The following is a 14,021-nucleotide window of genomic DNA, read 5'->3' as shown; positions in this document are numbered from 1 at the left end:
TGTTTAGTAATTTATGGGATATGATAGAAATGACGGACGAGTGTATAGGACTTCGCTTATAATTAATGAATAGGCTAACTGCTACATTAAGGTGTGATGGATAAGGGAAAATCCGAGCTTAGAGAAGTGGTGATGAATTGGAGTTAACATTAGAACAATTAAACAAAACAATCCTAGAAATGCGGACGAAAGGGCGGTTGACAGAAGCTCTAACTCTTGCTGAACAGGGACTTTTAGTAGCATTAGAAAATGATAATCATAGGCATGGACTAGATTTATTCTTCCAAAAGATATTAATTCATCATGCGCTAGGTGATACATTAAGCATGGTACGTCATATCCAAGAATATGAGGAGTGCTGCCAAAAGTACGGCACGAAAAAGGACTTTATGAATTACAATCTGGTCATGTCTTTAGTATATGATCTGGTTGGTTTCAGAGAAAAAACGGTGGAAATGACAAAAAAGTCTATAGAATATGCTACGCAGTTAAAAGATATTAAAATGCTTGTACGTTGCCATAGTAATCTATGCTATCTAGAAGTTGAAAATGGCTGTTATATGGAGGCTCTGGAAGCGGCTTTTATTGCAAGAAATTATAATGTGGAGCTTGCGAAGACACTTCCAGAATTAGCGAAATTACAAGAGATTCGCATTCATAATAATATGGCGGATGTGTATATTTTAGAGGGCGATTTTGTTACTGCTCAAGCTTTGTTGGATCAGACATTGAATTCTGAAATTATTCAAAATCATAAACGAGAAAAGGTAGCTGCATTGTTTGGCTATGGTTTTTTATACGAGCATCAACATCGACTTGAAGAAGCGGTAGACTATTATAAGCAAGCGATAGAATTAGCACAATCCTATGGTGATAACCCCATTACGAAGAAAGTGATGCGAATGCTTTTAAACGTACTTTATCAATTGGATTATCGTAATGAAATATTTGATGTGCAACGCGCTTATATAGAGCTATCAGAAAAAATGAGTGCAGATAATCTGCTTCAACAGGTGATGAATCTAGAATTTAATCGGCAAAAAGAGACATTGGAAAAAAGAGCGCTATATGATCCGTTAACAGGTGTCCTAAATCGCCATTTTCTTGATATAGAACTGAATGATTGGTTAAATGAGGCACAGGCATGCCACCAATATGTTGGTGTAATTGTACTCGATATTGATTATTTTAAAGCATACAATGATCAATATGGCCATTTATTTGGAGATATGGTGTTGCAACTCCTTGCTACGGGGTTAAAAGATTTTTTGTATAATCAAGAAGCGGTGATTATCCGTTATGGTGGAGATGAATTTATTATTTGTCTTCGGCATAAAAGTAAGATGTTTTTAAATGAGAGTATAAAAGAATTGCATGCCTACATGTTAACTTTAAAACTAGAACATGAATATGATAGCTATCCATTAAAGGTTAGTTTAGGCGCTTGTTTGAATGACCAAAAAAATTATGAATATATAAAGCTTTTTAAGCAAGCAGATCGCAACTTGTACAAAGCTAAAAATAACGGTCGTGCTAGTTATGTTATTAGTGTACAATAAAAAGTTTTGCAGCTTTAAATGCATTGTCTATTTTAGTAAAAATCCGCTTTCATCATTCCCACTGTCAATACTAGGCAGTGGGAATAAATTTGTTTTCATATAATTATCCTTTTTAATATAGAAAAAAGAGATTTCCCTCAAAAAAACTTTTCTCTTTGTGAAAAAGAATAGGAACTTTTGACGGGAAAGGGCTGTCTATTTTCATGAAAGAGTAAAAATCGAAAATAGATACTCTAATCATTTGAAAACGTTGGTTTATCAACGTACAATAAATGAAATTAGCAAACACGACAACGGGATTTTGGTGTATAATGTTGTGGTATGAGGAAAGAAAGCAGGTTGGCAAAAATGGTAAGCAAAATGAAAGTGTGCGCAGTGTTCGACACGCAAAAATATCAGGCATTCTTAGCAAACAAAAAGCTAGGTGTGAAACATAAGGTGAATATATGAAAAACTGGTTGATTTTCATTTCTGTCTTTATGGTTTCCTTATCACTTGTCATTAGTATTTTAGTACTCTGGAAAGCCGAGGCTCCGTTTAGTTCAATTGAAGAAAAGGCTGAACAGTTGGCACTTGATGCCAAAGCCCTAGCAATTGTCACGGAGTCCTACACATATAATGGCAAAAATTCGTATGTTACTGTATTCGGGGTAGACGAATACGGTGACAAAAAGGCTGTCTTTGTTCCAACGAATCTAGAAGAGGATTCCATTCAGGAAGTATTTTTGAAAGATGGTATTACGGAAAAGCAAGCATTATCGGTTTTTAAAAAAGAAGGAAATGTACAAAAGGTTCTTCATATGAAATTAGGCTATGAGGAGGCTGGAGCTGTTTGGGAAATTTCATACCTGAACGATCAAGATAAACTCAACTATGTCTATATTTTGTTTAAGGACGGCGACTGGTGGAAGCGCATTAAGAATTTATAAGAGGAGTAGATCCCGTATGAAAAAATTATTAGCAAACCGAGTGAAAACTTTAACACCATCTTCAACATTAGCGATTACTGCAAAAGCAAAAGAATTAAAAGAGCAAGGTATCGATGTAATTGGTCTAGGTGCTGGTGAGCCAGACTTCAACACACCACGCAATATTCTAGATGCGGCTATTGACTCTATGGAAAAAGGTTTAACAAAATATACACCTGCCGGCGGTCTTCCAGTTCTAAAGAAAGCCATTATTGACAAACTTCAACGCGACAACAATCTTACATATAAACCGAACGAGGTTATCGTAGGTGTTGGGGCTAAGCATATTCTTTACACGTTATTCCAAGTTATTTTAAATGAAGGCGATGAAGTAATCATCCCTATTCCTTATTGGGTATCGTATCCAGAGCAAGTGAAATTAGCAGGTGGCGTGCCTGTTTATGTTGAAGGAACACGCGAACAAGGTTATAAAATTACTGCGGATCAATTACGAGCAGCTGTTACGGATAAAACGAAAGCAGTCATCATTAACTCGCCAAGCAACCCATCTGGTATGATTTATTCTCGTGATGAGCTAGCAGAACTTGCGGCTGTTGCAGAAGAAAAAGATATTTTAATCGTGTCAGATGAAATTTATGAGAAGCTTGTATACAATGGTATTGAGCATTATTCAATTGCACAACTTTCAGATGCATTGAAAGCACGTACAATTGTAGTCAATGGTGTAGCTAAATCTCACTCTATGACAGGCTGGCGTATCGGGTATGCAGCAGGTGATGCAGACATTATTAAACCAATGACTGACCTTGCTTCACACTCTACTTCAAACGCGACAACAACTGCACAGTATGCAACAGTGGAAGCGTATAATGGACCACAAGACACTGTAGAAGAAATGCGCCAAGCATTTGAATCTCGTCTTGAAAAAATCTATCCACAAATTAGTGCAATTCCTGGCTTCAATGTATTAAAACCGCAAGGCGCATTTTACTTATTACCAGATGTAGCAGAAGCGATGGCTCATACTGGTTATGATTCAGTAGATGCATTTGCTGCGGATATTTTAACTGAAGCAAACGTAGCAGTGATTCCGGGCTCTGGCTTTGGTGCACCAACTACAATGCGATTATCTTATGCTACATCTTTAGAATTATTAGAAGAGGCAGTCCGTCGTATTGATGCATTCGTAAAATCAAAATGGCAAGACTAATCCTTCTAACCAACTTTGGAGGATTTCTATGAAAAAAATTATGATTCAAGATATGCCACAGCATATCGGCGAAACAGTCAAGCTAGGTGCTTGGTTAGCTAACAAACGTTCAAGTGGTAAAATTGCTTTCTTACAGCTGCGCGATGGTTCAGATTTTGTGCAAGGCGTTGTTGTGAAAGAAGAAGTAGGCGAAGAAATTTTTGCGATTGCAAAAGGTATGACGCAAGAAACGTCGATGTATGTAATTGGCGAGGTGAAAGCCGACGAGCGTTCAAGCTTTGGCTGTGAACTAGCAGTTACAGGCATTGAAGTGCTACATGCAGCGACTGATTTCCCAATTACGCCTAAAGAGCATGGCCCTGAATTTTTAATGGATAACCGCCACCTATGGTTACGTTCTCGTAAGCAACATGCGGTGATGAAAATTCGTAATGAAATTATTCGTGCTACATACGAGTTTTTCAACAATAATGGCTTTACGAAAATGGATCCACCAATTTTAACGGGTTCAGCACCTGAAGGAACTTCAGAGTTATTCCACACGAAATATTTTGATGAAGATGCGTATTTATCTCAATCTGGTCAACTTTATATGGAAGCAGCGGCAATGGCGTTAGGGAAGGTTTTCTCTTTCGGTCCGACGTTCCGTGCGGAGAAATCTAAAACACGCCGTCACCTTATCGAATTCTGGATGATTGAACCGGAAATGGCTTTTGTGGAATTTGAAGAAAATTTAGAAGTACAAGAACAATATGTTGAGCATATTGTACAGTCTGTTCTGGCAAACTGTACGCTAGAATTAGAGCGACTTGGCCGTGATACATCTACACTTCAAAATATCAAAGCGCCATTCCCGCGTATTTCATACGACGATGCCATTAAACTATTACATGAACAAGGTTTTGATGATATTGAATGGGGAGATGACTTCGGTGCGCCACATGAAACTGCCATTGCCAATTCATTTGACAAACCAGTATTCATTACGTGCTATCCAACAGGCATCAAACCATTCTACATGCAACCACATCCTGATCGTGATGATGTTGTGTTATGTGCTGACTTAATTGCACCTGAAGGTTACGGTGAAATTATCGGCGGTTCAGAGCGTATTCATGACTACGAATTATTAAAATCTCGTCTAGAAGAACATAACTTATCATTAGATGCTTATGCATGGTATTTAGAACTTCGTAAGCAAGGATCCGTACCGCATTCTGGATTCGGTCTAGGGTTAGAACGAACAGTTGCATGGATTTCTGGGACAGAGCATATTCGTGAAACGATTCCGTTCCCACGTTTATTAAACCGCTTATATCCATAATCGGTTAGCAATAAACAGAAACAATTGCAAAGTCGCGTAGTGAAATTTCTACGCGGCTTTTCTACTTACTTAGAAAAAAGGAGTCATGTCTACATGAATACAAAAAATAATCGACTCCGTACATGGACTGAGCAGAGAACGATACACATTCCTCAGCTCTTTTTTCAGTTTTATAAGGAGTTAAATATTGAGGATGATGAGGCGCTTATCGTCTTGCATTTACTTGCCTATCATGTTGAAGGAAATGATTTTCCTACACCAACAGACCTGATGAATCGTCTCACGATGCCTAGTAATGACATTACATCGCGCTTACAAAGACTTATGCAAAAAGGCTTCCTTGAGATTACACGTGACGTTGATAAGACAACTGGCAAGCTGTACGAAAAATATTCGGTGTACCCTCTTTGGGAACGTATCTTGCAGATTATAGAATTGAAAGAGCAACAAAAATCAGCAACTACGCTTCGTCAAGAAGAGGGCGAGGTATTCCGTTTATTTGAAGAAGAAATGGGGCGTCTTTTATCTCCTTTAGAGCTAGAAAAAATTGGTTCTTGGTTAGATGAGGATAGGCACAGTCCTTCACTTATTAAAGAAGCGTTAAAAGAGGCTGTGTTTGCTGGAAAACTAAGCATTCGCTATATCGATCGGATTTTGTTGGAGTGGAAAAAGAAAAATATAACAACACCACAAGCTGCACATAAGCAAGGCGAACAGTTCCGTGAAAAGCAAAACTTGACTAGACCGCAATCCCGCACGTTACAGCAAGAAACGCAGTCGACAAATAAAGTACCATTTTATAACTGGTTAGAAGAAAGAGAATAGGGGGATTTTAGGGAATGTTAACAAAAAAACAGTGGGAGCATTGTTTAGCTGAAATGGACCGCATGTTTCCTGATGCACATTGTGAACTTGTGCATGACAACCCGTTCGAGCTGACAATCGCCACGTTATTATCTGCACAATGTACGGATGTACTTGTTAATAAAGTAACGAAAGCATTGTTTCAAAAATATAAAACACCCGAAGATTATTTAGCGGTGTCCTTAGAGGAGCTACAACTGGATATTCGTTCTATTGGTCTTTATCGAAATAAAGCAAAAAATATTCAACTTTTATGTGAGCGACTTTTGACTGAATATGGTGGGCAAATTCCTGCAAGTCGAGAGGAACTTGTTACCTTGCCAGGTGTAGGTCGTAAAACAGCGAATGTTGTGCTATCCGTAGCCTTTGACATACCAGCGCTTGCAGTCGATACACATGTAGAGCGCGTATCTAAACGATTAGGCTTATGTCGCTGGAAAGACTCAGTTCTTGAGGTGGAAGAAACGATTATGAAAAAAACACCGATGGACAAGTGGTCGAAAACCCATCATCAGCTAATTTTCTTCGGTCGCTATCATTGCAAGGCACAAAATCCAGGTTGCGCAACATGTCCGTTATTAGGTGATTGTCGTGAAGGACAAAAGCGTTTTAAAAAAGGACTGGTGACCAAAGCATGAATATCGATGCAATCACAAAAGAAAAAATTGATGAATGGTTTGCAGAGTGGGCATTGCTAGAAGCGCAAATACATGCAGCCCATCAAGCACGTAATGGGAAAGCAAAAGGCCTTATGGAAGAGGCTATACGTTTGTTTGAACGTTTAGTTAACGAAGCAGGTGAAGAAGTATTGCCCATAAATGGAGTGGAACGTTTAACTTTTATTAAAACGAAACCAGGTCAATATGCGTGTTATCGTCAAATAGATGAATTATTTAAAGAAACGAAAAAACGAACGGCACGTTTGCGCTTACAGGCGACTAAACGCTAAAGTATACATGATAAGTATAAGGTTGTCCGATAAGTGATTGAACTTAAAAAGGACAACCTTCTTTTATTTATAAAATATAAAAACAGGTGTAGAAACATTTCGGTTTCTGCACCTGTTTTTTAGTATTTAGTAAATCTTAAATTAATTATTGTTCACTATCATTCTCTTGGTTTGGCACTACGGGGTCAGTTGGTGTTACAGGAGGTTGGCTACCAGCATCGTTGCCATTGTTGCCAGTACCATTGCCATTATTGCCATTGTTACCGTTATTGCTGTTATTGCCGTTATTACCACCGTTGTTATTACCATTATTGCCGTTATTGCCATTATTGCCATTGCCGTTATTGTTGCCATTGTCCTCACCATTGCCTTGATCAGGCGGTGTAGGTTGTTCTATATCCGGATTATCTGGATCTTCGGTACCTAAATCCTCATCAGGCATGCTCGAAATCTCGAAAGATGTCGTTCCTGGTTCACTGCGTGCACCATCTACAATCGCTACGACAGAAATCGTGTAATTCCCATCTTCTAATGTGTTGCTAACAGTTAAACCTTTGTTGTCAGTAGTTCCAAGCACTACCGTTTCGCCACCTTCGCGTGTAGCAGATACTTCAAAAGTAGTAGCCATTGGTTCATCTGTTTCTGGGTCAAGAATGGCATCATGTTCCCAGCCAATATTAATAGATTGACCTGCTAAATCTAAACTTGCACTTACATTGTAAGGTGTAGAAAGTTCAGGTGCTTCATACTCATTTGAAACCTCTGTAGGTTCTGTACCACGAACAAATAGTTCTGTTTGGCGCAATTCACTTGGAGTATAATCACTAGCTAGTTTCAGTGGGCTAGAGCCTACTTCAATCGTCGCTTCTACAACCGAGCTTGGCTTTTTGAAACGTGCAGTTTCAATGTTCGCAGAAAGGTCTTTCATAATATTTTTAAATAGATGTTGTGGTAAACGGCGTTCATCCCATGTAGTGATTGGATCCGAACGTTTTTCGTATCCACTCCAAATAGCGATTGAATAGTTAGTAGTGTAACCAGCGAACCATGAATCTGGCACACTTGTATCTGGTAAATTATATTTATTAAACTCATCGTTTGAATAGTTGGTTGTACCTGTTTTACCAGCAATATCTAAGCCTGAAACATTTGCGGCTGTACCTGATGCATCTGGTTTATTGCTGACTACATCACGTAACATATCTGTGACCATATAAGCCGTGTAATCTTCCATGGCAACCGTAGATTTTGGTGTATAGTCTTTCGTTGATTTACCATCGCGGTAAACAATTTTCGTAATGGCATAAGGATCAGTATATACACCGTTATTCCCAAATGCCGCATAAGATGCTGCCATTTGAATAGGTGATATTGTAATGTCACCACCACCAATTGCATCTGTCTCGTAAGCAATTTCTGCCTTAATTCCTAAGCGACCGATAAATTCTTTCGCTTTGTCAGCGCCAACTTCTTTAAACGTTTTAACAGCTGGCACATTGCGAGAAGCATATAACGCTTTACGTGCTGTCATAGCACCTAAATATTTCCCATCCCAGTTTGTAATCGTTTGATTTGTACCTGTATATTTCATTGGATCATCGACAAGTGTTTTACCTGTTGACCATTTTAAATATTCAATTGCTGGACCGTAATCGAGTAATGGCTTCATTGTTGAACCAGGGTGGTTAATCTTTAAGTCATCTGCATAGTTAAATGTACGATTGCCGTAATTTCGTCCACCGCCGACTGCTTGAATTTGACCAGTTTTTGTATCAATAACAGCAACGCCTGATTCAATTTTCTCTGTTGGGAAATTGCTATCGTCATTCATGATGTTTTCTACAATTTGCTGTGCATTTGGATCAAGTGTTGTGTAAACTTTAATACCTTCAGCCATAGCAGAACCATCGCCATTTTTCTCTAGCTCATTAATGACGATATCTAGGAAGGCATCGTATTTAGAACCAGCAAATGATTGGCGTGTAGCGTCGTCTGAAAGACCTGCTTGCACATCAACTTTTTTCGCTTCTTCCATTTCAGCTTTTGTAATTTTTCCATGCTGGTACATTAAGCCCAAAACTGTATTTCGGCGTTTCTCTGCCAGCTCTGGATTTTTTAATGGATTGTATGCGTTTGGACGTTGAACTAAGCCAGCTAGTAGCGCTTCTTCATCCAATGATAAATCTTTTAACTCTTTACCATAGAAATATTGAGCTGCTGTCCCAAAGCCATAAATACGGCCGGACATCAACATTTTATTGAAGTACATTTCAAATATTTCTTCTTTTGAATATTTGCGTTCAAGTTGGAAAGCAAGCCATGCCTCTTGTGCTTTACGTTTTAATTTTTTCTCATTTTGTAAAAATGAATTTTTGACAACTTGCTGTGTTAATGTTGAAGCCCCTTGTGACCCAAAACCATCACGGAAGTTGGCAAGTATTGCACCACCAAGACGATAAAAGTCCATACCATGATGTTTAAAAAAGCGAACGTCTTCTGTTGCGAGAATGGCGTTAATCATATCTTCAGGAATGTCTTCGTATTTTACGTATTTTCGATTTTCTGCACCGATTGTGGCGAAAATTTCACCGTTTTTATCATAAAATTCAGAGGAAACGGGGTCCTTCAATAAATCTTCTTCCAGTTCAGGAGCTGTACTTGCATAATAGGCAAATACACCTGCCCCGCCGACTAAACCAACAATCCCTATAATAAGTATTGTTAGAACAATACGCTTCAACCAAACTTTAGTCGAAGATTTCGCTGCTTTCGGCGCTTTCTTTTTATTTTTTTGAGCGAGAGCTTTTTGATGCTCTCCGCGTGTTTGACGACGTTCACTCATTTTTTTATCTCCTCACTTTCAGAGCCATGACTTGTTGCTTCAATAAACCGCTGGAGAACAGGTAAATAATCGATACGTGGATAGTAGCTTGTAGGAATTTCATAAGCTTCCTTTTCAATGGTTGAAAAGGGAATCGATTTACGTTCACCATTGTTCATTGCATGCCAGGCCTTTTGTAAAACTTCGTATGGCACTAAAAAATAACGCTCAAAAGCTGAAAAACGAACGATAATAAATGCCACACCATTTTGTTCCTTCACTTGCTGCATATGTTTCATTTGATGTGTGTGTATATTTTTTAGTGGAAAGCTCGTCTTCGAGGCGGTCTCCTTTGCATCAAAATCAATATAGTGCCCATTCCAAACACCATTGTAGTCAGTTGTAGAGGGCGTTCGGAAATAAGCTTCACGAATAACGGCAGCACTTCGTGATGGATACTCTACTTTGACGATTTGTACGGGAACAGGTTTCTTATGAATAATAGCAAGTCGCCTTTCTAAATAATAGTCGTTTGCTTCATTAATTTCATCCTCAAGCGTCTTCCCTCGATTACTATAGGAGAAATCCTTCTTTTTCCCCTTTTTTTCTGCTTTTTGAATAGCTTGTGCAGGGGTATAGATTTTCCCATTTGGATAACGAATTGTCACTTAGCTCACCCTCTATAATACTGCTATTATACACAATAGTTTACCATGATTTTTGTAGAACTTCACCACAGTCAGCACATTGCTCTAAAGTTAGATGACAATTGCTAATTCGTAGCATGATTCGCTGTTTAAAGTAGAAAATTCGCCAAGGAAACAACTGCATTCGTCATAGAAATTGTCCTATTAATACTTTCATTTATTGCTAGATTCGTAGAGATAGAGTCTTTTATCAGCCTATTTACGAATGCTGCTCTTAGGTAGTATTTATTAAAAATTTATCGAAATACTTCTTCTTTCAGCTAACTTACGCTTTTTTTGTCACGCATGAAGGTTATTTTATACATGCGAGGAATACATAAGTAAAGATAAAAGGAGGCGTTGTATTGAACAAATTAGGACAATTAGTTGCGCAGTTGGATCTGGTCAATCAATTACTTATCACGAGGGTGTCATTAGAAAATAATGCACATAGCCTGCAATTTTTTATGCAGCTCAAATCTGTTAGCCAGAAAGTAAGCTTAGCAGAAAAGAACTGGCAAGTAAAGAATGCTTGTTCGCCTATTAGTAGTGAAAAATGATAGACTTTGGTACACTAACCTCATACCTATAAAAATGATTCATTAGATGCAATCGTTTAATGCTTTTAGCGCGTGTTAAGAATGACGAAGAGATACTTTCAGATAGTTTGCAGTAGTATGTCGTAAAGAGAAGAGGAAGGCATATGAACCTGAACTTATGTTTTTTCAACATTTGACACAGTGTATTATTGGTTGTGAACGATAATCACACAATCATTAGCTAAAGGTACAATGAAAGAGATGAGGTGCGAAATTGTTATTAATACAGCAAACTTCCATATTAATAGATGAATGTGAAAAATGTGTTGCACGCTTTTGGCAAATGCGCGAGGAGGATCGGACGCCAGATTTTTTTGCAGAAGTCAAGCCGCATGCGGATGTCATTCATCAACTGCTGAAAGAGTGGCAGCAAGAGGCGACTGCTTGGATTCAAAAAAACAGACCGAAATATATGCATATAGGACAAATTGCTTCAGCGGCTGAATCGATGGAGCAATTTGTTGTGCAATCTTTTTATAAAGAAACAAGTAAAAAACGCTTTTTAGATGCAACGCATTCTACTTCCTATACGTTAAATAATTTTTATCGCTTAGTGAAGGAGGCGCAACATCATGTTATCGAAAAAACGAACAATTAATGCATTGTTAAATGAATGGCGCTATGATGACGAATTAAAAGAGCGAATTATTCATTGGCACACTTTAGAAGGCCGCGAAGCGAAGTACGCGCCTTTCCCAGAAAATTTACACCCTGCGCTTGTGAAAGCATTACATGCCCGAGGAATTACACAATTGTATACACATCAACGGGAAGCGTTTGATTTGGCGGCGAGTCACAAATCCTTTACTGCCGTAACACCGACAGCATCAGGGAAATCTTACTGCTATCATTTACCTGTATTACAAAAAATTTTAGAAGACCGCAATGCACGGGCAATTTATCTATTTCCAACGAAAGCGTTAGCACAGGATCAAAAAAATGATTTAAATGACCTGATTGAACAGAGTGGAGAGGACATTTTAAGTTATACGTATGACGGTGATACGGCTCCTGGTATTCGGCAAAAGGTACGGAAAGCAGGGCATATTGTGATGACCAATCCAGATATGCTGCATTCAGGTATACTACCGCATCATACGAAGTGGGTATCGCTCTTTGAAAATTTAAAGTATATCGTTATTGATGAATTACATACATATAAAGGTGTATTTGGTTCACATGTGGCACATGTCATTCGCAGATTGAAACGTATCTGTGAATTTTATGGTAGTAAACCTGTGTTTATTTGTACGTCAGCAACGATAAAAAACCCAAAAGAATTAGCTGAAAATTTAACAAATGATACCCACACTTTAATTGCTGATTCAGGTGCTCCAGTTGGTAAAAAAACATTCCTTTTTTACAATCCACCAATTATCCATAAAACATTTGGTGTTCGGCGTAGTGCGGTTTTAGAGGTAAGTGATCTTGCCAAAAGACTTTATATAGCTGGCATTCAAACAATTATTTTTGCTAAAAGTCGTGTGCGTGTTGAAATGATTGTTACTTATTTGAAAGAACTGACGCGCAATAAGCTAAAAGATGAATCTGTGCGTGGCTATCGAGGAGGCTATTTGCCGTCAGAGCGACGTGTTATAGAACGTGGGCTTCGTGATGGTACAATTCAAACCGTAGTTAGTACGAATGCGCTGGAGCTAGGAGTGGATATTGGTCAATTACAGGCATGTATTATGACAGGCTACCCGGGAAATATCGCAAGTGCATGGCAACAAGCGGGCCGAGCTGGTCGACGTCAAGACGAGGCGCTTATTATTTATGTTGCACAGTCTACTGCACTAGACCAATATGTGGTAGATCATCCACTATTTTTACTAGGGAGCGACCCCGAGGAGGCACGTATATATCCTGAAAATATGTTGATTTTAATGGATCATCTTAAATGTGCGGCGTTTGAGTTACCGTTCACAACAAGCGATACGTACGGAGAATATGACATACAAGAACTGCTCGACTATTTAGCAGAAGAAGGTGTTGTTTTTAAAACGAGTGAAAAATGGCATTGGATGAGTGATCGTTTTCCTGCACATGATATAAGCCTCCGTTCAGCTTCTCAAGAAAATGTTGTAATTATTGATATGACAGTACCTGCTCGTACAAAAGTCATTGGGGAAATGGATCGCCATAGTGCTATGACATTATTACATGAAGAAGCAATTTATTTGCATCAGGGCATTCAATATCAAGTAGAAAAACTTGATTGGGAAGAAAAAAAAGCTTTTGTGCGAGAAGTAGATGTTGATTATTACACAGACGCGAATTTAGCAGTAGAGATGAAAGTGCTTGAAGAAGATCGAAGTCGCATCTACCAAGGTGGGACTATTAGCTTTGGTGATGTAGGATTAGTCGCACAGGCTACCATCTTTAAGAAAATAAGCTTGAATGATAAACAAGATAATATTGGCTCGGGTCCAATCCATCTACCACCAGATGAAATGCATACAAGCTCGTCATGGTTGTCCTTTAGCAATACACTACAATGGTCTGAGGCAGAATTAACAGAGGCGATGACAGGTGCAGCCTATGCAATGAATGCCTTTATCCCGCTATTCATCCAATGTGACGCCAGTGATGTAGCAGTAGTTCCACAGGTAAAGGCTACACATAATAATTTGCCAACGTTTTTTGTGTACGACAAGTATCCAGGCGGAATTGGTTTAAGTGAAAAAGTGTATGATTTATGGGAAGACTTATTGACCAAGACAATGAATCATGTCGTAAACTGCCCTTGTGAATCGGGCTGCCCATCCTGTATTGGGCCTCAAAATGCTTTAGTAAACATGAAACGGAAAGTTAAAGAGTTACTGCAAATTTTATATTAATATACACAAAAGAAGAGGGGATGGGGTGTATTATTGTTATACCACCAAATTATTTTCTTCGGTGGGATGCTAGTAATTGCCTTTATCGTATTCTTCCACACAATATATTAGAATAATATGTAAAAAATGCTCCCCAAGTAGATAGATTTTATCTTTAAATACTACTTGGGAAGCTTATCACATTTACTGCAATTAACGGTTGTTTAAGCTTCTTGAAAGCTACACAAAATCCTTGTAGCA

Annotated in this window: 12 protein-coding genes; 10 read left to right on the top strand and 2 right to left on the bottom strand. The window is 38.5% G+C overall.

Features of this window, described 5'->3' with window-relative positions; all coding sequences use genetic code 11:
- Positions 1-137 precede the first annotated feature (137 nt).
- The 7 genes from FC748_RS09345 to FC748_RS09315 all read left to right on the top strand — a co-directional run bounded on the left by FC748_RS09345 (position 138) and on the right by FC748_RS09315 (position 6,835).
- Positions 138-1,559 carry a tetratricopeptide repeat-containing diguanylate cyclase gene (locus FC748_RS09345; protein WP_108030470.1) on the top strand — a complete coding sequence of 474 codons (1,422 nt, stop codon included), beginning with the start codon at positions 138-140 and terminating at the stop codon, positions 1,557-1,559.
- Positions 1,560-2,005: 446 nt separating this feature from the next.
- The gene (locus FC748_RS09340; protein ID WP_024363359.1) at positions 2,006-2,488 is read left to right on the top strand and encodes a cell wall elongation regulator TseB-like domain-containing protein; all 483 of its coding nucleotides are present in this window, start codon (positions 2,006-2,008) and stop codon (positions 2,486-2,488) included.
- 16 nt (positions 2,489-2,504) lie between these two features.
- Positions 2,505-3,698, top strand: a complete 1,194-nt coding sequence (locus tag FC748_RS09335; RefSeq protein ID WP_024363360.1) for a pyridoxal phosphate-dependent aminotransferase — start codon at positions 2,505-2,507, stop codon at positions 3,696-3,698.
- Between the two features lie 28 nt (positions 3,699-3,726).
- Complete coding sequence (asnS, locus tag FC748_RS09330; protein WP_108030471.1) at positions 3,727-5,022, top strand: asparagine--tRNA ligase; 1,296 nt, start codon at positions 3,727-3,729, stop codon at positions 5,020-5,022.
- A 93-nt stretch (positions 5,023-5,115) separates the two neighbouring features.
- Complete coding sequence (locus FC748_RS09325; RefSeq protein WP_024363362.1) at positions 5,116-5,847, top strand: DnaD domain-containing protein; 732 nt, start codon at positions 5,116-5,118, stop codon at positions 5,845-5,847.
- A 14-nt stretch (positions 5,848-5,861) separates the two neighbouring features.
- Positions 5,862-6,524 (top strand): endonuclease III, encoded by a 663-nt coding sequence (gene nth / locus FC748_RS09320; protein ID WP_108030472.1) that lies wholly within the window; start codon positions 5,862-5,864, stop codon positions 6,522-6,524.
- Entirely contained in the window at positions 6,521-6,835 is a 315-nt protein-coding gene (locus FC748_RS09315; RefSeq protein WP_024363364.1) for a YpoC family protein, read from the top strand. The genes nth and FC748_RS09315 overlap by 4 nt, the downstream gene beginning before the upstream one ends.
- Positions 6,836-6,980: 145 nt before the next feature.
- Here FC748_RS09315 and FC748_RS09310 read toward each other — a convergent pair whose 3' ends face one another.
- Together FC748_RS09310 and recU are read right to left on the bottom strand one after the other, a co-directional pair.
- Entirely contained in the window at positions 6,981-9,677 is a 2,697-nt protein-coding gene (locus tag FC748_RS09310; protein ID WP_108030473.1) for a transglycosylase domain-containing protein, read from the bottom strand.
- A complete protein-coding gene (gene recU, locus FC748_RS09305) occupies positions 9,674-10,324 on the bottom strand; it encodes a Holliday junction resolvase RecU (protein WP_108030474.1) in 651 nt (216 codons plus the stop codon). Before recU ends, FC748_RS09310 begins: the two co-directional genes overlap by 4 nt.
- A gap of 383 nt (positions 10,325-10,707) precedes the next feature.
- Here recU and FC748_RS09300 point away from each other — a divergent pair, with 383 nt between their 5' ends.
- The 3 genes from FC748_RS09300 to FC748_RS09290 all read left to right on the top strand — a co-directional run bounded on the left by FC748_RS09300 (position 10,708) and on the right by FC748_RS09290 (position 13,781).
- Positions 10,708-10,902, top strand: coding sequence for a hypothetical protein (locus FC748_RS09300; protein ID WP_024363367.1), 195 nt, complete (start codon positions 10,708-10,710; stop codon positions 10,900-10,902).
- Positions 10,903-11,155: 253 nt separating this feature from the next.
- Positions 11,156-11,539, top strand: coding sequence for a YppE family protein (locus FC748_RS09295; RefSeq protein ID WP_108030475.1), 384 nt, complete (start codon positions 11,156-11,158; stop codon positions 11,537-11,539).
- Complete coding sequence (locus FC748_RS09290) at positions 11,514-13,781, top strand: DEAD/DEAH box helicase (RefSeq protein ID WP_108030476.1); 2,268 nt, start codon at positions 11,514-11,516, stop codon at positions 13,779-13,781. Before FC748_RS09295 ends, FC748_RS09290 begins: the two co-directional genes overlap by 26 nt.
- Positions 13,782-14,021: the final 240 nt, after the last annotated feature.

It is taken from the genome of Lysinibacillus sphaericus (genome assembly GCF_005217585.1).
Lineage (GTDB): Bacteria > Bacillota > Bacilli > Bacillales_A > Planococcaceae > Lysinibacillus > Lysinibacillus sphaericus.
Note: the sequence above shows the minus strand (reverse complement) of the source record. Positions and strands in the feature narration are given on the sequence as shown.

Excerpts from the sequence above, each read along its gene's own strand:
- FC748_RS09335 (WP_024363360.1), top strand. The coding sequence starts at position 2,505 with ATGAAAAAATTATTAGCAAACCGAGTGAAAACTTTAACACCATCTTCA.
- FC748_RS09340 (WP_024363359.1), top strand. The coding sequence starts at position 2,006 with ATGAAAAACTGGTTGATTTTCATTTCTGTCTTTATGGTTTCCTTATCA.
- nth (WP_108030472.1), top strand. The coding sequence starts at position 5,862 with ATGTTAACAAAAAAACAGTGGGAGCATTGTTTAGCTGAAATGGACCGC.
- FC748_RS09325 (WP_024363362.1), top strand. The coding sequence starts at position 5,116 with ATGAATACAAAAAATAATCGACTCCGTACATGGACTGAGCAGAGAACG.
- FC748_RS09315 (WP_024363364.1), top strand. The coding sequence starts at position 6,521 with ATGAATATCGATGCAATCACAAAAGAAAAAATTGATGAATGGTTTGCA.
- asnS (WP_108030471.1), top strand. The coding sequence starts at position 3,727 with ATGAAAAAAATTATGATTCAAGATATGCCACAGCATATCGGCGAAACA.
- FC748_RS09290 (WP_108030476.1), top strand. The coding sequence starts at position 11,514 with ATGTTATCGAAAAAACGAACAATTAATGCATTGTTAAATGAATGGCGC.
- FC748_RS09310 (WP_108030473.1), bottom strand. The coding sequence starts at position 9,677 with ATGAGTGAACGTCGTCAAACACGCGGAGAGCATCAAAAAGCTCTCGCT.